Consider the following 21,796-nt stretch of genomic DNA (forward strand, 5'->3'; position numbering starts at 1 on the left):
CGGCCACCGTCACCATCCAGGGGGACAACAAGGTGTACGTGCCGCTCAAGGGGCCCTGGATGGGGGTCTACGCCGCCGACGCCTGCGCCCTGGTCGTCGCCGAGGAGATGGGGGCCCGGATCGAGGATGTGATCCTCCAGTACGACAACCGGGCGTTCTTCACCCCGGTCGGGGGGGGGAGCGACGGCACCACGGCCTCCGCCTGGGTGATGAAGGAGGCGGCCGTGCGGTGCCGCAAGGCGCTGCTCGAGCTGGCCGCGCCCAAGTTCAAGGCCGGACCGGAGGAGCTCGACACGAAGGACACCATGGTTTTCCTGAAGTCCGACCCGGGCCGGAAGATCCCGTTCGGCCAGTTCATCGCCGACGAAGGCTTCGGCGACCAGGACAAGGACATCGCCGCGACCTTCTTCGGCCGCCCCCCCGAGACGACCTGGCACCAGGGGGGGAAGGTGCTCGATGTCATGAACGCGAGCTTCTGCGAAGTGGCCGTGGACACCGAGACCGGCGAGGTCGAGGTGACCCGGTTCGTGGTGGCCTGCGACCCCGGCAAGGTGCTCCGGATGACGTCGTTCGAGGGGCAGCTGCACCAGGCGATGTACTTCAGCCAGGGGGGCGGCCTTTCGGAGGAGTTCGTCTACGACAAGGCCAGCGGGGTGAAGCTCAGCACCAACATGATCGAGTACAGGAAGCCCACGATCCTCGACCTCGGGCCGATCGAGACCTGCGCCGTGGAGAGCCGGTCGGGAAACGCCTGCTACGGCGCCTCCGGCATCAGCCACTGCATGGCGGCCCCGCAGCTCCCGGTCTGCGCCGTGGCCAACGCCATAGGCAAGTGGATCGAACCCCCGATAACCCCGGACAAGGTGCTCCGGGCGCTCGGGAAGGCATAGGAGCGGAGAGGATCCGCATTCATGAAGCCGGTGACGACTCAGACGGGAGAACGGAAATGGCCGACGATAAGAAGGTATTGAGGCGCGATTTTCTGAAGAGCGGGGGGACCGCCCTCGCCGCGGGGGCCCTGACGGTGGGGGCGCCGCTCGCCGCGGCGCCTCCGGCCGTGGAGGCCGCCGTTTCCCATGCGGCGTCCAAGGGGTATATCGTCTACGACAGCCGGCTCTGCTTCGGCTGCCAGAGCTGCATGTACGCCTGCTCGATGACGCACGAGGGGGTGGCGAACCCTTCGCTTTCGAGGATCCAGATCATCCGCGACGCCCCCTCCTTCACCAAGTACCCCTATGACATCGTGATGTCGGTCTGCCGCCAGTGCGTCACCCCCGTCTGCGTGCAGAACTGCCCGACCGGCGCCTGTCACATCGATGCCGCCAACGGGAACGTACGCCGCATCGACCAGGAAAAATGCATCGGCTGCAAGCGCTGCATCCAGTCGTGCCCCCAGAGGCCCCACCGGACGGTCTGGGACCCGGGGAAGAAGAAATCGACCAAGTGCGACCTCTGCGTCGACGCCCCGTACTGGAACCACAAGGGGGGGCCCGGGGGAGAACAGGCGTGTGTCAGCGTCTGCCCGGCCAAGGCGCTCAAGCTGGTGGACAAGGCGCCGTCGCAGACCGACATCGCCGGCTACGACGTGAACCTGGCGCCGCCCCCCCGGCCCAAGGCCGCTTTCCCCGTGCCGCCCCCCTCCCAGGAATAGGGGGATCCGGGGGAAACCCGGGACCGGCTGGAGGGGCGCACGAAAATGCCCGCCGGCGCAGCGCGGCGGAAGCGCATCATCCTGATCGAGCCATTTTGAGGGGAGGGGGAGCCATGAAGACATCCGTCCTGTCGGGAGCCGTCCTGCTTTTTTCCGCCGTCCTGATCTCCGCCGGGGGGACGGCGCCCGTCGCCGGCCAGGAAGCCCCCGACACCACCGCGGAGCGGCGCGTCACGGTCCTCAACCCGGCGATCGCCACGAAGCTGGTGGAGCGGGTGCCGCTCGCGCCGCGGACCCCTTCGCTCGAAGGAAAGACCCTCTACCTGGTCGACCTGCAGTGGGGGGGACCCGAGGCGGCCTACAGCGTCTTCGAGGAAATGCGGGACTGGTTCGCCCGAAACATCCCCTCGGTAAAGATCGAAATCCGGCGCTCCGCCGGGGGGCCGTTCGGCGACGACGCCGGGCTGCGGAAGGAGATCCTGGCCTCGGGGGCGGCGGGCGCCGTCATCGGGATAGGCGGTTGACACGGCTGCGTATCGGCCGTGAGCCGGTTTGCGCGGAACCTCGAACTTGAAGGCCGCATCCCCACCGTCGGCGCCTCCGCCGTCAATGTCGTGAAATTCAAGGACTACGAGCTCCAGTATTCCAACGGCATGCCGATCCGCTACGTGGCGGTTCCCTTCCCCGTGGCCGGCCAGCCCCGAAGCGTCCACCGGGCCTACGTCGAGGGGAAGGACCTCCTCTCCGGCAAACCGATGATGCGGGCCGTCATCGACGCCCTGACGGCCCCGCTCACGGCCGAAGAGAAGCGCGCCGGGATGCCGCCGGCCGCCGCGCCCGAGCCGAGGCTCCTGGCGCCCGGCACGGAGGACGATCTCCAGCGCCTGTTCAAGGAGAGGGAGTGGACCGACTTCCTCCCCGTCGTCCTCCCGACCGAAAAGCGGGTGGCGGCCATGCTGCGGGGGACCAGCCGCAAGCCGGAAGAAGTGGTCAGCCGGACGGGCTCCCGGGAACTGACGGTGGAGAAGGCGGCGGTTTACGCCGTCATGGCCGGCGCCCGGCCCGAGTACTTCCCCGCCATCCTCGCGACGCTGACGCAGGCCCCCTCTTTCGGGAACTCCACCAGCTCCATGGCGAACATGATCGTCTTCAACGGGCCGGTCCGCCGGCGGCTCGGGATCCACTCGGGGACCGATGTGATGGGCCCCTTCAGCGAGGCCAACTCCGTCATCGGCCGCACCTTCACCCTGGCGGGCAAGATCCTGGGGGACCTCCGTCTCAACGTGGGAGCCTATTCGACCCTGGGCAGCGCGCTGCAATACAACAACCTCTGCATCGCCGAGAACGAGGAACTCCTCCCCGCCGGCTGGAATTCCCTCAGCGTCGAGATGGGGTTCAAGCCGGAGGAGGACGTGGTCAGCGTCGGCATTGGCTGGAGCTACATCTCGAGCGTGGGGGAGGCGCAGAGCGCCCACCCGCCCCACATGCTCATCCGCGACTACATGCGCTCGCTCTACGGCTCGGCCGCGACCATCGTCATGGACCCGACCGTGGCCGGCCTGCTCAGGGACGTGCACGGCTTCAAATCCAAATCGGAGCTCGGCCGGTGGCTGGCGGACAACGTCGAGGTGGCCGCCTCCACCTTCTGGGGGAACGGCGTCAACACCACGGCCAGCATGCCGATGGCCCTCCAGGGGCTGGAACCGTTCGCGGGCTGGATGAAGGCGCCGCCGGACACCCTGATCAAACCCTTCACCAACGCCCGCTCCATCCAGGTCATCGTCGCCGGCGGGAATATCCAGACCACCTGGTTCGCGACCGATTTCCGCTTCGGCCGGGGCATCCCCATCACCCCCTGGAAATAATCAAATCCTGGACATCCACTCTTTGGGAAATTGTGGACATCCACCAAATGAGAGCCCCTGATCCTGGACATCCACCAATTCTGGACATCCACTGATCCTGGATGTCGGCCAATCCTGGACACCCACAGATTGACATGGAAGGACCTCAACCCGGACCCGCACCCGATTGGTGGGTGTCCAGGATTTGGGGCCGGCCCCCGGGATCGCCCAATGGTATATTGTTAGAAGACCATCGGGTGCCCGAGCGCGTCCTGCAGGCGCACTTGCACCCGACCAGAGGAGGACGCACCATGGCCGGTTTCCCGGATACCCCCCTTTCGAGGCGAAAATTTCTCAAGGGCGCCACGCTCGTATCCGCGAGCCTCTCCCTCGGACCCCATTTCGTCTTTGGCAAAACCGGGCCCGACCGCCTGATGAAGCGTCCCATCGGACGCCTCGGTTTCGAGGCGACAACCCTCGGCCTGGGAGGCCAATCCTCCCTGCAGTGGACCCCCGCGGACGAGGATCCCGTCAGGATCATCCTCAAGGCCTTCGACCTCGGGATCAATTATTACGACACCTCGAACGTCTACGGCCCCAGCCAGTCCAACTACGGCAAGGCGTTCCGCGAGCTTCACCTGGTCCCCGGGCGGCCGGGGTACAACGAACGGCTCCGCCGCTCCTTCTTCCTGACCACGAAGACGATGCTCCGCTTCGGCAAGGGAGGGTGGAAGAAGGAGGGGCTCTGGAGCTGGACCGACGGCGCCCAGGGATCGACCACTGTGGACGACATCCGGCGCACCCTGTCGCTCGTCTTCGGAGACGGGCAGGGGGCCTACCCCAGGGGGGCCTACGTCGACATGGTCCTGGTTCACGCCCTGGAGAGCCAGGCCGACATCGAGGCAGTCTACGAGGGGTACGGCCATCCCGATCCCAAGGCGGAGCACATCGGCGCGCTGACCACTCTCGTCGACTTCCGGGACGGCACCAACCTCACGGGCCTCAACCCGAAGGAGGAAAGGCTCCTGCGCCATATCGGCTTCTCGGCCCACGCCTCGCCGGCCACCACGATGGAGATGATCCAGCGCGACCACCGGGGGGTGCTCGACGGGTTGCTCGTGGCCATCAACGCCAACGACCGGATGAACTTCAGCATGCAGCTGAACGCGATCCCCGTGGCCGCGGCCAACAATATCGGCGTCATCGCCATGAAGGTGTTCGCCGACGGCGCCATGTATTCCAAACCGGCGACCTGGACCAGCCGGGCCGACATGCTGGTCAGGACCGTGGGCAGCCCCGCGCTTCCCAGCCGCCGGCTGGTGGAATACTCCCTGACCACCCCCGGCGTTCATACCGCCGTCATCGGCATCGGGCACATCGACAGCGACTCCGCAGCCTGCCAGCTCGAGCAGAACCTCCTTGCCGCCCAGGTCGAACCGGCCGCCCTCGGCGCGGGCGACCGCCGCGCGATCGAAGAGCTGGCGCATTCGGCCAAGGAGGGCAAAACCAACTACTTCCAGGCCGCCGCACAGCCCCTGGGCTCCCCGCGCTCGCCGGAAGCCAGCCAGCGGATGCGGGGAGAGCGGCGCACGGCGAGGCTTGAGTGGCATACGGCTTACGCGGGAGACGAACCTCTGGTGCGGTACGAAATCTGGCGCGACGGCCGGAAAACGGCCGAGACGCCCCACAAGCCGCAGGCCAGGCTGAACACCCCCTTCGCCTTCGAGGAAACCCTGGCCGACCGTTCCGCCCATCGCTACCGGGTGGTCGCCGTGGACCGCGCGGGAAGGAGGGCCGGGACCGAAGAGCTGGACCTTCCAAACATCTGAGGCTCACAAATCGTGGACATCCACCCATTCACACAATGTGTGGATGTCCACGATTTTCATCAAGGAGTGATCGGCATGGCTGAAATGATCGAATGCACCGTCCCCCGCCGGCGGTTTATCCGGACCGCCGCCGCGGCCTCGGCCGGACTGGCCCTCGGACCCTGGTTTGTTTTCGGAAAGGCCAGGCCCGCCCGCCTCATGAAGCGCCCGATGGGGCGCCTCGGCTTCGAGGCCACCACCCTCGGCCTGGGGGGACAGGCATCCCTGCAGTGGACTCCCGCGGACGAAGACCCTGTCAGGATCATCCTCAAGGCTTTCGATCTCGGGGTGAATTACTACGACACCTCAAACGTCTACGACGGCAGCCAGTCCTTCTACGGCAAGGCCTTCCGCGAGCTTCACCTGATCCCCGGGCAGGCGGGGTACAACGAGAGTCTCCGTCGATCCATCTTCCTGACGAGCAAGACCGCCCTCCGCTTCGGCAAAGGGGGATGGCAGAAACAGGGCCTGATCAACGTCTCCAACGGCAAGGGCGGCCACACGGCGGACGATTTGCGGCGGACCCTGTCGCAGGTCTTCGGGGACGGGCAGGGGGGGTATCCCGGCGGCTCCTACCTGAACATGGTGCTGCTGCACAGCATCTCGACCATGGCCGACATCGACGCCGCCTTCGAGGGGTACGACAAACCCGACCCGAAAGCGGAGACCATCGGCGCCCTGGCCACGCTAGTCGACTTCCGCGACGGCACCAACCTCACCGGCCTCAATCCGAAGGAGGAAAAGCTCATCCGCCACATCGGCTTCTCGGGCCACGCGGCCCCCGATATCATGATGGAGATCATCCAGAGGGATCGCCGTCGGGTCCTGGACGGGATGCTCGTGGCCATCAACGCCAACGACCGGATGAATTTCAGCATGCAGTACAACGTCATCCCGGTGGCCGCGGCAAACGACATCGGCGTCATCGCCATGAAGGTGTTCGCCGACGGCGCCATGTACTCGAAACCTGCCACCTGGACCAGCCGCCCCGACATGGTGGTCCGGACCGTGGGAAGCCCCTCCCTCCCCAGCCACCGGCTGGTGGAATATGCCTTGACCACCCCCGGGGTCCACACGGCCATTATCGGCACCGGGCATATCGATCCCGATGCGTCGGCGTGCCAGCTGGAGCAGAACCTGCTCGCCGCCCAGGTCGAACCCGACGCGTTCGCCGTCTCCGACCGACGCGAGATCGAAAAAATGGCCCGCACTGCCAAGGAGGGCAAAACCAACTACTTCCAGGCCGCCGCCCAGCCGCTCGGAGGGCCGCGCGAAGCCGCGGCCGATCAGCACCTGCGGGAAGGCCATCGGATTTCCAGCGTCAGATGGCAGACGGCCTACGCGGGGGACGAGCCCTTGGCCCGCTATGAAATCTGGCGGGACGACCGGAAAGCGGGGGAGGTGCCCCACAGGCCGCAGGCCGATCGGACCCCCTTTTCCTTCGAGGAAAGGCTCGGGGACAAGGCGGCACACCGATACCGGGTCGTGGCGGTGGACGCCGCCGGACGGAGGGCCGAGACGGCCGATCTGGACCTGCCCGCCGTCTAGCGGGGTCCTCCGTAAGAAATCGTGGATGAAATCCTGGACATCCACCAATTGCCACGGATCGGCTCTTCCCAAAAGAGTGGATGTCCACAATTGAAATCATGGACACCCACTCTTTGAAGGGTTCAGCGTAAAAGGTGGATGTCCACTATTTCAGGTGGATGCGGGTTCGGGCTTCGCTGAGGCCTTCGGACCGGGCGGTCACCGTGATCCGTCCTTGCGCGCCGGGGCGCGCCCGGACGATCACGAGCGCCAGGCCGTTGAACGCCTTCCGCTCGGTCGACGGAAAGCGGGTCATGTCGGTCGGGTCTCCGTTGTCGGTCGCCACGATCTCCCCGGGCCCCTCCACCTCGAAACGGATCAGGTTCATCGAACGGGGAACGACCCTCCCCTCCCCGTCCGTCACCTTGAGGGTCACGAACGACAAGTCCCTGCCGTCCCCCGAGATCGTCGCCCGGTCCGGCTCGAGCAGCAGCCGTCCGGCGGCCCCGGCGGTTTTGACCGAATCGGTCGCCCACTCCCTGCCTTCCTTGTAAGCCACCACGCGGAGCTCCCCCGGCTCATAGACGGCGTCGTCCCAGCGCAACCGGTACTCGGCCTCCCCTTTTTTCTTTCGTCCCAGCGACTTCCCGTTCAGGAAGAGCTCCGCCTCGTCCCCCGACGTGTAGACGTGCACCGGCGTCACCTGTCCCGCCCGCTCGGGCCAGGTCCAGTGCGGCAGGATATGGGCCATCGGGAGCTCGGGGCGCCAGTAGGCCTGGTAGAGATAAAACCGGTCCTTTTTGAACCCGGCCAGATCGATGATGCCGAAATAGGAGCTGCGCGACGCGTCAAACGGCGTCGGTTCCCCCAGGTAATCGAATCCCGTCCAGACGAACTCCCCCCCCAGGAAGGGGTAGCGGTCCTGGGCGGCGAACTCCTTGTCGGGGGCGTAGGACCAGGGGGCGAAGTAGAGGTCGTAGGAGCTGACCTGCCGCTTTTCCACGTCCTGCCCCGCCTGGGCCGTGGCCGGGGTCCCGGGGCCCGGGGCCACCGGGAAGGTGTACACGCCGCGGCTGGAGAGGGTGGAGGCGGTCTCGCTCCCCACGATGAACTTGTCCGGCAGGCTCTCATGAAAGAGGGGGTACTGGGCCGGCCGGCCGTAGATGCCCACCCCCTGGTAGTTCAGCCCGATGGCGTCGACCGCGGCCGCAAACGGCCCCTTGGGATCGGCCGTGTTCATCCCGGCGATGGTGGGACGGGTCGGGTCCTCCTCGTGACAGATGGCCGTGAGCCGGGCCGCCACGGCCGCGCCCTCCTCCCCGGCCCCCTGCTCCCCGACCTCGTTGCCGATGCTCCACATGAAGACCGAGGGGTGGTTGCGGTCGCGCCGCAGGAGCGCGCGCAGGTCCTGTTCGTGCCACTCCGGGAAGAGCCGGTGATAATCGAGCTCCGTCTTCGCCCTGGCCCAGACGTCGAACGCCTCGTCCATGATCAGAAACCCCATCCGGTCGGCCAGCCCCAGCAGCTCGGGCGCCGGGGGGTTGTGGGAGGTCCGGATCGCGTTCACCCCCATCTCCGCCAGCATCTCCAGCTGCCGCTCCAGGGCCCGCGTGTTCACCGCCGCCCCCAGCGCCCCGAGGTCGTGGTGGTTGCAGACGCCGTTGAGCCTGAGGTGCCGCCCGTTGAGGAAAAACCCCCGGTCGGGGTCGAATCGGAGGGTACGGATCCCGAAGGGGGTTTCGTACACATCGACCGTCTTCCCCTCCTGCCGCACCGTCGTCACCGCCAGGTAGCGGTGGGGGTTCTGTCCCTCCCCGATCCCCCAGAGTTTCGGATTTCTCAGGGTCCCGTCCGCCTCGGCCGAGGCGCTTTCCCCCGCGGGGACCCGCACAAGGACCGGTCCGATCGTGGCCACCGCCTTCAGCCCCCTCCGGCCCCCCCGGTCGATCTCGAAGATCTCGTGGGCCACGCGCAACCGGGCGTCCCGGGCCGAATCGTTGTCGATCGAGGCCTTAAGGTGGATCCGGGCCCTGGCCGCGGAAACCTCGGGCGTGGTGACGAAGGTGCCCCACTGCCCCACGTGCACCGGCCCGGTCTTCTCGAGCCAGACATTGCGGTAGATTCCGGCGCCCGGGTACCAGCGCGACGACCCGGACTGCCAGCCCGCGTCTTTCGGGACCGGGTTGTCGAGCCGGATGGCCAGCAGGTTGGCCCGGCCCGGCCTGAGATAGGGGGTCAGGTCGAGCCGGTAGGAGGCGTAGCCGTAGGGCCAGCCGCCCACGAAACGGCCGTTGCACCAGACCATGCTGTAGGACATGGCGCCGTCTATGTCGAGGAAGAGGGACCGGCCCGCGTCGCTTCCCGGGATGCTCAGCCTTTTCCGGTACCAGGCCACTCCGGGCGCGGGGAGGCGGCCGGCGCTCCCGCTGACGGCATCGGTGAAGGGCCCCTCGACGGCGTAGTCGTGGGGGAGGTCGAGAGTGCGCCAGCCGCTGTCGTCGAAAGCGGGGGCGGCGTAGGCCGTGTTCACCCCGGGATTCCCATCGGGCCGGACCGGTCCTTTCGCCGGGTCGGCCAGAAACGCGTTCCCCGTCGGGAGGACCCACGCCTTGACCGCGTCGTAGCCGAGGCCGGAGGAGGCGCCCGGAGGATCCCCCTGGATGAAGCGCCAGCCGTCGTTGATCAGCAACCGCTCCCGCGGGGAAGCGTCCGACGCGCTCGCCACCAGCGGGGAGCGCTGCCGATCCCCGAATCCCAGCAGGGCGCAGAGGACGCCGCACCCCAAAATCAGTCCCCTTCGCCTTATCCCATGCGGTATTTTCATCTCCTCGTCTCCCCTGGGACCCACCCGTTTTCATTGAACAGGGCGGGCCGGGCGCCTACGGTTCCACGCAACGGAAATTGGCCGCGTCGTCGATACTCCCCTCCCCCGTGTGGCGCGCCACCTGAGGATAGGGGCAGAGCGGCCGGGTGCGCACGACCTTCCCGTCGACCGTTCGCCTGGCGATGATCTGGTCCGGCGCTTTCCCTTTTTCCACCCAGTTGATGATGACGGTCATGGGGTCGTGCTGATCGGGGCCGATCCCGCCGCTGCAGTGCGACATCCCCGGCACCATGAAAAGCCGGAAGAAATCGCCCGTGCCGGGGCCGTTTTTGCGCACCGCTTCCTCGTAGTAGCGAACACCCATCCGGGGCTGCAGGATGGAGTCGGCCCAGCCGTAGGTCATGAGGAGCTTCCCCCCCCGGTTGCGGAACTTTCCGAGGTCCGCGTCCTTGGCGTCGGCCAGCTTGCCCCAGCGCTCGAGCATTTTGATGTCTTTGTCGAAGTCGAAGGTTTTGTAATCGTAGTCGGGTTTGGGGGGCTTGTGCACGAGATAGCGCATGGTGTCCTCCGCCAGGCCGAAGTCGGCCGACTTCCCCCCCGGCTGCGGGCTCACGATCATGTTCAGCCACCCGCTCGACACTCCGCCGCCGAAGAAGTTGGGCATCACCGCTTCACTCCCCGGCTCGAAGCCGGGGAAGAACGGTTTCCCCTTGCTCACCGGACCGTTCTGGATCCTGGCGACCGTCGTGGCCTGGGCCGCCGTGAGGCAGCCCGGTTCGTCGACCCCCGCGGCGCACGCCGGGACGTCGCGCGCCGGGTCGAAATCGCACCGGCGCGGGTCGTCGATCAGCCCGTCGGCGAGCCCGTCCATCGCGTCGCACCTGGCCATCACCCTTTCGGCCAGCAGGTGGAGCTTGGCCGCCGACAAGGGGGCCTCGTCCAGCGCGCGCTGGTTCCACAAGGCGCCGATGGTGAACCCCGTCTGGTCCACCCAGGGGGCGTTGGCCACGATGCCGTCGAAATCCTCCGGGAAGCGCTGGGCCTCGATCAGCCCCTGCCGCCCGCCGTTGGAGCAGGAGTTCCAGTAGGCGTAGTCCACGCTCCGGCCGAAGTAATCCTTTGCAATGGCCCTGGCCGTCACGGCGGTGAGATGCACGGCGCGGTAGGCATAGTCGATCGCCTTTTGCGGATCGCTCATGACGAAGGTGGCGCCCGGCTCCTTGCGCGAGTCGTGGCCGGTGTTGGTCTGGGCGACGGCGAAGCCCACCTTCAGGGCGTCGTGGATCTGCGACACGCGCCCCGGATCATCGAGCGCTTCCCCGGCGTGGCCGCCGTTGCCGATCATGTAGAGGCGGCCGTTCCACCGGTCGGGGAGGCTGACCTCGAAGGCGATCTCCGGGTCGAGCAGCCCGGAGACCCGGCAGTAGGCGGGCACGCCCTCCGCGCCGGGCACCGGGGCCGCGGAGAGCTGGACGAGGTCCTTCGCCCTGAAGCCGCTCATGCCCGGGCACGCCTTGGCCGGCCCGAAGTCGGCCCTTGAATAGTCCACCAGCGCCGTCGCGCGGTCGGCAAAGACCTGCGCGCCCGCCGTCGGAAGCGCCGCCCAAAGCAATGCCACTACCGGACACAATCCGGCCACCAAACGCACCAGGGATACCCGGTCAAACCGCATCGTCGATTTCATCTCCATCGGCCCCTTCCATTCGGAAAATTGGATCCATTCTGGCCGAAAATCCGGGGACAGACCACAAAAAAACGGGGACGGACCCGAACCCTTCGTTGAAGACATTGAAAATTTCCGAGGCTTCTCCCGGTCTGTGCGATATCGTTAAGCGATGACGATCCGTTTGTGGTCCGTCCCCAAATCGGCCGGTCCCCGATTTCACGATCACCGCTTTCCGGCATGAAGATGATGAAAATCGGAGGCCTCTATCGCCTGCTCCGGTTCGAACTCCCGTTTGCGGCGGGGGTTTGCGTGGTGCTGGGGCAGCTTTTCGCGCTGGGCGCGTTTCCCCCCATGTACGTGGCGCTGGCCGCCTTCCTCTCCATTTTTTCCATTTCCGCATCCATCCTCGTATTGAACGACTGCCTCGATGTCGAAACCGACAGGATCAACGCCCCAGGCCGGCCGATCCCCTCCGGCAGGGTGACACGGACCGAGGCCCTGGGGTTTTCGGCCCTCCTCGCAGGCGCGGGACCGCTCCTGGGCTTTGCGCTGGGCGCCGCCCCGTTCGCGCTCGCCATTCTCCTGCTTCTTGTGGGATTTCTCTATGACCGGTGGTTCAAGAAAAGCGGCCTGCCCGGGAACCTGATGGTCGCGTTCTCCGTCGGCATGACCTTCGTCTACGGCGGGGTAAGCGTCGGAGAGCCCTGGAACGGCACCGTCTGGTTTTTCGCCCTGATCGCAGCACTCCTGGATCTGGGCGAAGAGATCGCGGCCGACGCGACGGACATGACGGGGGACCGGTTGATTCAGTCCCGTTCGCTGGCGCTCACCTACGGCAGGCGCACCGCCCTGCGGATCAGCGGCAGCCTGTTTCTTCTCGTCATTCTCCTGACCCCCCTCCCCTTTTTGCTGCGCTGGTTCCTCCCCGTGTATGCCCTCCCGATCGCCCTCATGGACATCGCCATCGCCCGCCCCGCTCTTCTCCTCGTACGTTCCGGCCATGAAGAGACCGACGATGACGCGGCACGCCGGCACATCCGCCTGCTTTACCTGGGCGCCTCGGGCGGGATGCTCCTGTTCCTGGTAATGCGCCTGGCCGGCGCGTAACCGCAACGGGTATCGCCGAGAGATCCTATGTCATCACGGGGCAAAAACGTTTATATTAGACCTATACCGTCCTTCATCGGACGCAGGCCGGAGAGATCATGGACGCAAAAACCAAGGCCCTGTTCATCAGGAAATGGGAAAAGTATTTTCCGGGGAGCGAATGGCCCCTCGCCTGCTTTTACTCCGACAGCCTGTGCGGCGCAGAGCCGGCCCCCATGCCCAGGCCCAGCGACAAGGGATACACCTGCGTCTTCGGCCAGCTGGCGGCGGTCCGGGCGGGGAAACCCCTCGCCTTCAACGGAGAGAATCTCGGGTGCTTCGGCGCCATCGGGACCCTGGGATTTTCGGCAAACGCCCCGACCCGGGAGGAGGCCGCCTACCTGGTCGATTTCCTGGTCACCACGGAGAAGTTCTACAGGAGCGCGGCCCAGGTCGAGGCCACGATGAAGCACAATCCCCCGCTCCCCGCCCGGGGCAGATACCTGGTGGTCAAGAGGTGGGACGCGCTGGAAAAAGCCGACAGGCCGCAGGTCGTCTGCTTTTTCGCCACCCCGGACACGGTTTCGGGCCTGCACGCGCTGGCCGGCTATGACAGCATGACGCCGCACGCGGTCATGGCCCCCTTCTCTTCCGGCTGCGACACCCTGATCGGGTTTGCCATGAAGGAGCTCGACAGCGCCGAGCCTCGGGCGGTCCTGGGTGGTTTCGATCCCTCCATGAGGTCGTGCACCAAACCCTCGGTCCTGACCTTCTCCGTCCCCTGGCCCAAGTTCCTGACCATGCTCGACAACATGGACCGCTGCTTTCTGACCACCACGGTCTGGGACGTCATCCGCCGCCGCATGCAGAGAACCTGAAATGGGCGGTTAACCCGATCAATCCACCCGACGGCGGGCGAAGGTGGGGCGGAAGTCCTCGGTGGTCACCCGTACCAGTTCGGCCATGATTTCGGCATGTTTGCGGACCGGGTCGGCCATGCCTCCCCCCACGCCCCGCTCCGATGCCGTCACGCCCCCCAGGTTCCAGGTGCCTGATGCCCCGTTGGTCCAAAGCATGGCCCCTTTGCCTGTTTCGTGGAGCACCGCTTTCATCGAAGCGTCGACCTTGACCGTGGTACGGATCGTCGTGAGGCCGGCAATGTTCACCCCCGTCCGCGGACTCTTGACCTCGACGCTGCCCGAAAGGACCGCGTCGACACCGCTCATCTTCCCGATAGCCTGAAGCGCGGCGGGATCCAGTGCCCGGGCACCGATTTTCGCCAGCACCTCCGGTTTCGTCCCCAGCTCCAGCACCCGGATGCCCGGCTGCGCCCGCTGCACGGTGGCGATGAAGCGGTGGGTCGCATCCTCGCCGATCTCCGGGTCCCCCTCCGGGACCTCGAATTTCAGGATCCCCACCGTCTCGATGCTCCACAGCTCGACCACGGGCGGGTATTCCACGGTGGTATAATGAGCGCACCCCCCCGCAAAGACCGCCCCCAGTACCCCCAACATCCCGAGTATACGCATCATCCCCACCCTTCCGGCCCTGTCCTTACGTTTTGCCGCAAATCGGCCCCTTATTCCCTATCGTCCAGGCCCGCAGCCACCCTTATTTTTCTCTTACCCAGATGACTTCCCCTGATGGCTCCAGTGATCGGTTGTGCTATAATACCCGGCGCCCCGGGCAGGAGTCTCGCTGACGGCACAACCCGAAAAGCCTGACCGGTGACCCGACAGCGCCCTCGCCTTATGGCCCTCGGCGGAATCGGAAGGGGCCGCTGCATTTCAACCAGGCGCAACCGGGAACCGGGAGCACATTGAGTTCTCTTCCGTCCCTCTGAATGAGGAGGAAAGGCGAGATGTCCGTACTGCTCTACGATCCCGCAAGAAAGACCCACATCCTGGGGCTCCGGACCGGCCCCTGGGCAAACCGGCGCTGGATTACGGCCATCAGGGTCTGCGCCAATCCCTGCTGTCCCTGCTTTCACCTCAATTTTCAATGCGCCCCGGAAGATCCGGCTTCCGCCCCAACCCTCCATTTCACCCTCGATGCCGAAAAACATTCGCTGAGCCCTGACCCCGCATCCCCACTCTCCCACGATTCCCGGGCCCTCGTCCGCACGCTGGTGGCGGAACTGGACGAGGCCGGGTGGGGATACCTCGAGGAATTCTTTACCGGCGCCAAGCAGAAGCAGCTCGATGAATGCGACCCGGAACAGCTCGATGCCGAATTCGACCCGGAGCTCCTGAGCGGACGGGAGACCACGGCCGGTTACGGGGCCATCTTCCCCTTCGCCCCGTTACTCACCTTTTCGGTCGAAGGCTGGGAATGGATCGCGTTCGATGATTATTGCGTAAATCCGGAATGCGTATGCCGCGAAGTCATCCTTCAGTTTGCCCCGATCGATGCCAGGGGCCGGATACGATACCCCAAAAACCTCCCGGCCGCCATATACGATTACGAGGAAGGGACCCTCGAAACCCTTCAGGAACCCGGTTCCAGGCACCCTTCGACGCCTGCCCTTATTGACGGACTCATCCAGCAGAACGAAGACTTCCACGCCGAAGTGGAGAAGCGCCATCGGATGCTGAAAACCGTCTTCAAACGGGCCCGGGAAAAATGGGCCTCGCAGCCCGCAGATTCGGACCCGGTATCCCGTCCCCAGGGGGCGGCGAAACCGGGCAGGAACGATCCCTGCCCCTTCGGAAGCGGGAAGAAATTTAAAAAATGCGGCGGCGGCTGACGGTACATGAATTGATGGAGATCGTGGGCGGCCGGAGTATCCTTTCCATGGTATGAATTTGCCTGGGGCGACAACCATACACCACCCCAGGCATGTAACGGGTTTGCGAAAGACAAATGATCATCTATCACGCCGCTCTTTGCGGGGAGGATTTCGTTCTCTGGGGAGAAACCCCCCGGGACCGCGCCCCTGCCACAGCCCGGCCCGGACGCAGGCGGGCCGCCGCCGATGTTCCGCCCTTCCCTTACGATTCCGGAGCTGCGGCGCTCCGCGCGCCTTTCGGGGAGCCATCCGACCCGGACGCCTCCAAAGCGGCGGCTCTCTCGAAAAAGCCCGCGCAGGCGCCCGTTCGCTGCATCTGGCTGCCGACGACAAAAGCGGGACCGGTCCCCTCAAGCCCGCTGATCGCCGAGACGGGAGGCAAAGGCAAGGGCGCCTGCGCACCCTGGGCCGTTTCGGTCCGGGTTCTGGACGACCGGGAAATCGTCGACCTGCTCGGTACCTGCATTGGCAGGCGGATCCTGGCTCCGAGCCGGATGGTGGGAGTGGATCTCGCCTGGTGGTGCCATGCGCTCCGTTTTGCAGGAACGCTGGTAGCCCGGCAGAGCTATCTGCCCGGCATTGACGATTCCGGTGAGGCCTGTGCTTCACGCTGGATCCCCATCCTGCAGCCGGAGGATATCGCAACGTCGGCGGCGCTGGCGGCCGCCATGCCGGGCGCGGCGCGCGCGGTCAGCGCCACACGCGCGGCCCCTCCTCAAGGAACCGCGGCCGACCTGCTGCGGCGTTTCGTGCAGCGCATGGTGGACACCCTCGTCCGCATGGACGCGTCATCGCAGTTGCCGGCGCCGGCGGCCCGATCCCGGCGCCGGGCGGGACGCAAAGCTCCTTTCGAGAGCCTGCATGAACAGTGGATACATTCGCTGCGGTCCGAAAACCCCTCCATGCCGGGCGACGCGAAGGAGCTCTCTCGTTTTGCCGCCCAGATCGACGAATGGCACCGCCCGGTGTCCATGTCCGCCTTCTCCCCCTTCCGTTTCTGCTTCCGCCTGGAAGAGCCGGAAGCAGAAGCCGAGAAACCCGCCAGCCGGGCCCCCTGGCACGTACGCTATCTACTGCAGGCGGCCGACGACCGCAGCCTGCTCATCGAGGCGCCCGCCGCCTGGAAGCCGCCGAAGCCGGTGGCCGCCCTGTTCCGCGCACGCGCCTTCGAGCCTCGGCCGTACCTTCTCTCGGTGCTTGGACGGGCCGCCGGGATCTGCCCCCGGATCGAGGAGAGCATGAGGCGGCCGGATCCTGCCGGCTACCCTCTGGACGCCACCGGAGCCCACGAGTTTCTCACCCTGCGCGCCCAGGCCCTGGAACAGGCGGGCTTCGGCGTCATGCTCCCCTCATGGTGGACCCGAAAAGGGACGAAATTGCGGCTCGCCGCCCGCGCGCGCATAAAAAGCCCCGCCCTGAAAACATCTGCCGGACTATCGCTGGACCGGATCCTGAGATTCGACATCGACCTGGCCCTGGCCGGCGAGCCGATCACCCTCCAGGAACTCGAATCCCTGGCAAAACTCAAAGCCCCGCTGGTGAAGCTGCGCGGACAATGGGTCGAAGTCGGCACGGACGAAATCGCGACGGCGCTCGAGTTCTGGAAAAGGAAATCCGGCGGCAAGGCCCCGGTGCGCGATATCTTGCGGATGGCGCTCGGCGGCTGGACCGACCGCGGTGGCGTGCCGTTCGAGGGAGTATCGGCCGACGGCTGGATCGCCGACATGATCGCGCGCCTGGAGGGGGGAAAAACCCTGGAGGAAGAAGCGGTGCCGACGGGATTTCGCGGCGAACTGCGTCCATACCAGGTCCGTGGCTACTCCTGGCTGGCCTTCCTGAAGCGGTGGGGACTGGGCGCCTGTCTGGCCGACGACATGGGCCTCGGCAAGACGATCCAGGCCCTGGCGCTGATCCAGCGAGATTGGGAAACCAACGGCCGCCGTCCCGTGCTCCTGGTATGCCCGATGTCCGTGGTCGACAACTGGCGGAAGGAGGCGGCCAGGTTCTGTCCCGGGCTGCCGGTGATGGTGCATCACGGCGGAACGCGCGTCCGGGGGAAGGCATTTCAAAAAAAGGCCGATCGGCATGCCATCGTCCTGTCGAGCTACGCGCTGCTGCACCGCGACCTGGAACCCTTCAAGACCGTGTCCTGGGGCGGTATGATTCTGGACGAGGCGCAGAACATCAAAAATCCGGAAACCCTGCAGGCGCGAGCCGCCCGCACCATCCAGGCCGGATATCGCATCGCCATGACAGGCACTCCCGTCGAAAACAACGTGGGCGATCTCTGGTCCGTGATGGAATATCTCAATCCCGGCTTTCTCGGATCGAAGGAAGAATTCCGCCGCAGCTTTTTCCTCCCCATCCAGGCTATGCGCGACGTGAACGCGGCTGAGCGCCTAAAACGCCTGACCGCCCCCTTCATCCTGCGGCGGCTGAAAACCGACCGGTCGATCATCACCGACCTCCCCGAGAAGAATGAAATGAAGGTGTTCTGCTCCCTGACCCGGGAACAGGCATCCCTGTACCGGGCCGTCGCCGATGAGGCGGAGGAGGTCCTGGATTCCGCTCAGGGGATCCGGCGCAAGGGAGTGATCCTGGCCCTCTTGTCCAAGCTCAAGCAGGTGTGCAACCATCCCGCTCAGTTCCTCGGCGACCGTTCGGCAGTGGAAGGACGTTCCGGAAAGCTGGCGCGCCTTGAGGAAATGCTGGAAGAAATCCTCGAAGCGGGGGAGCGGGCCCTGATCTTCTCCCAATTTTCGGAAATGGGGGAAATCCTGCAGCGGCACCTGCAGGAGACCTTCGGCCGGGAGGCCCTGTTCCTGCACGGCGGCGTGTCCCGGAAAAAGCGCGACGGGATGGTCGAACGCTTCCAGAAGCCCGGGGGGCCGCCGCTGTTCGTCCTGTCGCTCAAGGCGGGCGGGACGGGGTTGAATCTGACCGAAGCCAGCCACGTTTTTCACTTCGACCGATGGTGGAACCCGGCCGTCGAAGACCAGGCCACCGATCGCGCTTTCCGCATCGGGCAGCGCCGGAATGTGCAGGTGCACAAATTCCTCTGTGCCGGAACGCTGGAAGAGAAGATCGATGAAATGATCGAAAACAAAAAGGACATCGCAGACACGGTGGTCGGCACGGGCGAAGGCTGGTTGACAGAGCTTTCCACGCGCGAACTGAAGGAGCTCATCGCCCTCAGAGGCGAAGCGATCGGAGACTGAAATGAGCCGCTGGAGCCGATGGGACAACTATTATTTCCCCCCTTCACGGCCGCTCGACGCCAAAGGGGGGATCAAGTCGCAGGCTCGCCGCGGCGCGTTCGGGGAGAGCTGGTGGGCCAGGCGATGGATCTCCGTCCTGGAAGGCTTCCAGATCGGCGCGCGCCTGCAGAGGGGACGAGCCTATGCCCGCAAAGGGCAGGCGCTCTCCATCGATATCGAAAAAGGGATCGTACATGCACATGTGCAGGGTTCTCGGCCCCGGCCTTATCGCGTGACCATCCGGATGAAGCCGCTTGCGGACGCCCAATGGGAAAAGTTGGAAGCGGCACTCGCAGCGGCCCCCATCTACGCCGCCCGTCTGCTGGCCGGGGAGATGCCTCAGGACATCGAGAAGGTGTTTGGCCAGGCGGGTGCCCCCCTCTTCCCGCAGGCTGCGCGCGACCTCGAGACCGAATGCTCCTGCCCGGACTGGTCCAATCCATGCAAACACATCGCCGCCGTATATTACCTGCTCGGAGAGGAGTTCGACCGCGACCCTTTTCTCCTGTTCAAGCTGCGCGGGCGCTCCCGGGAGGAAATCGTCGGGGGACTGAAGGCCCCGTCCCGGTCTGAAAAGGCGGAGGCGATCGCGTCCCAAAACGAAGCGCTTCCTGAAAACGCCGAAGCCTTCTGGGAGGGCGCGCCGATCCCTGACGACCTTTGCGGCGCCGTGCAGATCCCCCGGGTTCCGGCGGCCCTGGTCAGGCAACTCGGGAATTTCCCCTTCTGGCGCGGCAAGGTGAGATTGGCGGACGCACTGGAACCCCTCTATGCCTCGGCGTCCAACCGGGCCCTGGACCTGACATTCGGGGACGGACCACACCCACCAATCGGGGGCGGGCCCCAGAAGAGGCGACGAAGCTCACCTTGACGCCATCCCCAGCAATTTCGGCGCTTTATCCTGGTCCGCCCCCGATTGGAGATCACTCCCAGCCAGTGGGGGAGTTGTAGGGGGCCATGAAGCCCGAGGCCTCGATCTCGTGCACCTTGCCGTCCCCCCCGATCTTATAGACGTGTGCGGCCGGGAGGTCGAAGGGCTCAAACTTCATTTCGAACATGGCCCTGGTCCCGTCGGTATTGATCACCTCGTACCTGGGGGTATCCATCGGGTGCCGGAAATGGGACAAGCCCATCACCAGGCCGGTTACGGGATCGGCCGCAAACACGCGCCGGTTCACGATGGGGCCGATGTAGGACATGACCTTGCTCGTCAGCTGGCCGGCGCAGTCGCGGGCGATCTTCCCGGTTCCCGCGCTGTTGGGGCCGGCCCCGGCGTTGGCGCCGGCGGTGACCATGCCGTTCTCGTGCCGCTCGCAGTCGTCGGCGAAGGGCATCAGCGTGCCGTCGTTGTCGTCGAGCGCGTCGTAGTAGGACGCGCCGATCCTGATGAGTTCCGCATGATCCATCCGCTCGGCCGCGGGGACCTCCGCCAGCAGCCCGGGGCGCGGGGTCTTGAGAGTGTCCATGTCCCCGGTGATGCCCGCCAGCAGGTGTTCCGCCTCGGTGATCTTCCCCCCCTCGAGCTTGAGCCGCAGCGCGACCAGCACGGGCTGCTCGGTTTTCTCCGCGGGACCCTCGCCCTTCGGCGCCGCGGCGCCCGGGGCGGCGGGGGGTTCCGCCATGTAGGTCATCATGCCCAGGAATCCGGCTGCCTGGTTCTTCTCGTCCGGGACGTAGATGGCGAAGCTGGACGGGCCCGTGAGGGCCGACTGCCACAGCCCCTCGCCCGGCTTCATCCGGGTGATGTTCTCGACGAAGGCCACGTTCTCCGCCAGCGGCGCGGCGCCCGGATCGTGAGCCACCAGCGCGGACAGGTAGGTCTTCGTAACCTCGATAAGGCAGTCGCGGTCGCACGCCGTCGACCGGCTCTCCACCTCTTTCTTACTGCATCCGGCCAGCGTGAGCACCAGCACTGTGGCCAGCGCGGCAACAAGACGAATATGCATAGGTATCCCCTTTACGGTTTGATTGATCCCGCGTTCCAGGGTCCGGGAGAGGCCGGGCCTCCATCCGCCCTGAGCCTTTCCCCGCCCCCGCTTGGGGGGAGCATAGTCCAGACGGCCCCTCCCCGTCAGCAAAATCCGCGGTCCGCCCCCAGATCGAAGGCGCCGAGGTGGAGGATCCGGCCGGCGGCGGCCAGCGCGGCCCCGGTCAGGCCCTCGGCCTGGAGGCGCAGGTCCGTCCCTTCCCCGACCGCCGGGAACTCCCCGACTTCCGCCGAGGCGACCCGCCGGAGGAAGTCGCCCGCCTCCTCCTTCGCACACCCCCCCTCCGGGGATTCCGACCGTGCACGGTCGAGGGCGTCCAGGCCGTAGCTGCGCAGCAGTTTCGGAAAGAGCTTGCGGAAGGTCTCGGCGGAGTCGAACAGGTCGACGCCGACCACCCGGCCGGCGACGGCGAAGACGGCCCCCCGCTGCCCGTCCAGCACCGGGAACGATTCCACGTAGTCCTCGAGCCTCACCGCTTCCTGGCAGAAGATGTCGCCCATGGCCGAGGTCTCCGACCGGACGCCGAACCGGGCCGACATTTCGCTGATGTGGTCCCAGACCGCCCCCTGGTCGGAAAGCCTGTGGCCGCTTCGTCGCATGGACAGGCTGACCTGGGCCATCTTGCGCGCCCGCCCCCCGGCATACTGCGCCCGCGGCGCCGCGCAGAACTTCCGGCTGCGCCGGTGCCACCGCCCAGCCTCCACGCACGACACCGGCACCAGGATCGTCCTCCCGGCCGCGACCAGGATGCTGAGGTTCAGCACCCGGTTCTGCTTCGCTCCGACGAGTTCCTCCCCGTCGAGGAGAAACACCGGGAACTTCCCGGAATTCACGAATTTGAGCTCGGGCACGCTCCCCCCCTCGCTCACCTCGGTGACCTCGGCCTCCTGCCGCTCCAGCGCCTCGTCGAGCGTCACATAACCGGCCTCCCGCACCCCCTCCCCGCACAACGGGAAGAGAGTCATGTTTTTGTACACCGCCCCTTCCCCCAGCCTCACCCCCGCTACCGCATCCGCAATCCTCTCCATTTTCACCTCCCTGACGACAATGCGCGGATGGTAGCAGGCGGGGGTGACATCCGGGGTCACTCCCGCCCCCCTCCCGAATCAAGCAACCTATAGCTCGCTCTATCCGCTTTTCTAAATCGAAGTTTTTGTCCCGGCTGCCGATAAATATATAGGCGATCGGCGGCAATGGCGTTAGGCTGTCCAGAGCCGCCGACCGTTTCGGGGGATGACGCGTCCATGGGATCGGGGACGGGCCCCGGGGATAACGCTTCCCGCATTTGGGGGACACC

The 21,796-nt window shown here is 66.0% G+C and carries 16 protein-coding genes; 11 read left to right on the forward strand and 5 right to left on the reverse strand.

What is annotated here, in order from left to right; genetic code table 11:
* The 6 genes from GXY47_03955 to GXY47_03980 form a co-directional block, all read left to right on the forward strand.
* A partial coding sequence (locus tag GXY47_03955) for a molybdopterin-dependent oxidoreductase (GenBank protein NLV30288.1) occupies positions 1–890 on the forward strand: 890 nt, incomplete at its 5' end.
* Positions 891–946: 56 nt separating this feature from the next.
* Complete coding sequence (locus GXY47_03960; GenBank protein ID NLV30289.1) at positions 947–1,651, forward strand: 4Fe-4S dicluster domain-containing protein; 705 nt, start codon at positions 947–949, stop codon at positions 1,649–1,651.
* A 113-nt stretch (positions 1,652–1,764) separates the two neighbouring features.
* A complete protein-coding gene (locus tag GXY47_03965) occupies positions 1,765–2,175 on the forward strand; it encodes a hypothetical protein (protein NLV30290.1) in 411 nt (136 codons plus the stop codon).
* Positions 2,176–2,193: 18 nt separating this feature from the next.
* Positions 2,194–3,516: a hypothetical protein gene (locus tag GXY47_03970; GenBank protein NLV30291.1), complete on the forward strand. Its 1,323-nt coding sequence runs from the start codon at positions 2,194–2,196 to the stop codon at positions 3,514–3,516.
* A gap of 290 nt (positions 3,517–3,806) precedes the next feature.
* The gene (locus tag GXY47_03975; GenBank protein NLV30292.1) at positions 3,807–5,324 is read left to right on the forward strand and encodes an aldo/keto reductase; all 1,518 of its coding nucleotides are present in this window, start codon (positions 3,807–3,809) and stop codon (positions 5,322–5,324) included.
* 75 nt (positions 5,325–5,399) lie between these two features.
* Positions 5,400–6,911: an aldo/keto reductase gene (locus GXY47_03980; protein ID NLV30293.1), complete on the forward strand. Its 1,512-nt coding sequence runs from the start codon at positions 5,400–5,402 to the stop codon at positions 6,909–6,911.
* A gap of 145 nt (positions 6,912–7,056) precedes the next feature.
* On the opposite strand, the gene GXY47_03985 is transcribed toward GXY47_03980, so the two are convergent.
* Both GXY47_03985 and GXY47_03990 read right to left on the reverse strand, forming a co-directional pair.
* Positions 7,057–9,714: a glycoside hydrolase family 2 protein gene (locus tag GXY47_03985; GenBank protein NLV30294.1), complete on the reverse strand. Its 2,658-nt coding sequence runs from the start codon at positions 9,712–9,714 to the stop codon at positions 7,057–7,059.
* Between the two features lie 55 nt (positions 9,715–9,769).
* Positions 9,770–11,332, reverse strand: coding sequence for a tannase/feruloyl esterase family alpha/beta hydrolase (locus GXY47_03990; GenBank protein NLV30295.1), 1,563 nt, complete (start codon positions 11,330–11,332; stop codon positions 9,770–9,772).
* A gap of 285 nt (positions 11,333–11,617) precedes the next feature.
* Here GXY47_03990 and GXY47_03995 point away from each other — a divergent pair, with 285 nt between their 5' ends.
* Together GXY47_03995 and GXY47_04000 are read left to right on the forward strand one after the other, a co-directional pair.
* Positions 11,618–12,487 (forward strand): UbiA family prenyltransferase, encoded by an 870-nt coding sequence (locus GXY47_03995; protein NLV30296.1) that lies wholly within the window; start codon positions 11,618–11,620, stop codon positions 12,485–12,487.
* Between the two features lie 98 nt (positions 12,488–12,585).
* The gene (locus tag GXY47_04000; GenBank protein NLV30297.1) at positions 12,586–13,344 is read left to right on the forward strand and encodes a DUF169 domain-containing protein; all 759 of its coding nucleotides are present in this window, start codon (positions 12,586–12,588) and stop codon (positions 13,342–13,344) included.
* Between the two features lie 18 nt (positions 13,345–13,362).
* Here GXY47_04000 and GXY47_04005 read toward each other — a convergent pair whose 3' ends face one another.
* Positions 13,363–13,998 carry a hypothetical protein gene (locus GXY47_04005; protein ID NLV30298.1) on the reverse strand — a complete coding sequence of 212 codons (636 nt, stop codon included), beginning with the start codon at positions 13,996–13,998 and terminating at the stop codon, positions 13,363–13,365.
* 1,055 nt (positions 13,999–15,053) lie between these two features.
* Here GXY47_04005 and GXY47_04010 point away from each other — a divergent pair.
* The 3 genes from GXY47_04010 (at position 15,054) to GXY47_04020 (ending at position 19,382) form a co-directional block, all read left to right on the forward strand.
* Complete coding sequence (locus GXY47_04010) at positions 15,054–15,212, forward strand: hypothetical protein (GenBank protein NLV30299.1); 159 nt, start codon at positions 15,054–15,056, stop codon at positions 15,210–15,212.
* A 116-nt stretch (positions 15,213–15,328) separates the two neighbouring features.
* Positions 15,329–18,472: a DEAD/DEAH box helicase gene (locus tag GXY47_04015; protein NLV30300.1), complete on the forward strand. Its 3,144-nt coding sequence runs from the start codon at positions 15,329–15,331 to the stop codon at positions 18,470–18,472.
* Between the two features lies 1 nt (position 18,473).
* Positions 18,474–19,382, forward strand: a complete 909-nt coding sequence (locus GXY47_04020; GenBank protein ID NLV30301.1) for a hypothetical protein — start codon at positions 18,474–18,476, stop codon at positions 19,380–19,382.
* A gap of 52 nt (positions 19,383–19,434) precedes the next feature.
* On the opposite strand, the gene GXY47_04025 is transcribed toward GXY47_04020, so the two are convergent.
* Both GXY47_04025 and GXY47_04030 read right to left on the reverse strand, forming a co-directional pair.
* Positions 19,435–20,457 (reverse strand): hypothetical protein, encoded by a 1,023-nt coding sequence (locus GXY47_04025; protein NLV30302.1) that lies wholly within the window; start codon positions 20,455–20,457, stop codon positions 19,435–19,437.
* 125 nt (positions 20,458–20,582) lie between these two features.
* Complete coding sequence (locus GXY47_04030; GenBank protein NLV30303.1) at positions 20,583–21,527, reverse strand: hypothetical protein; 945 nt, start codon at positions 21,525–21,527, stop codon at positions 20,583–20,585.
* Between the last annotated feature and the right edge of the window lie 269 nt (positions 21,528–21,796).

It is taken from the genome of Acidobacteriota bacterium, assembly GCA_012729555.1.
Taxonomy (GTDB): domain Bacteria; phylum Acidobacteriota; class UBA6911; order UBA6911; family UBA6911; genus UBA6911.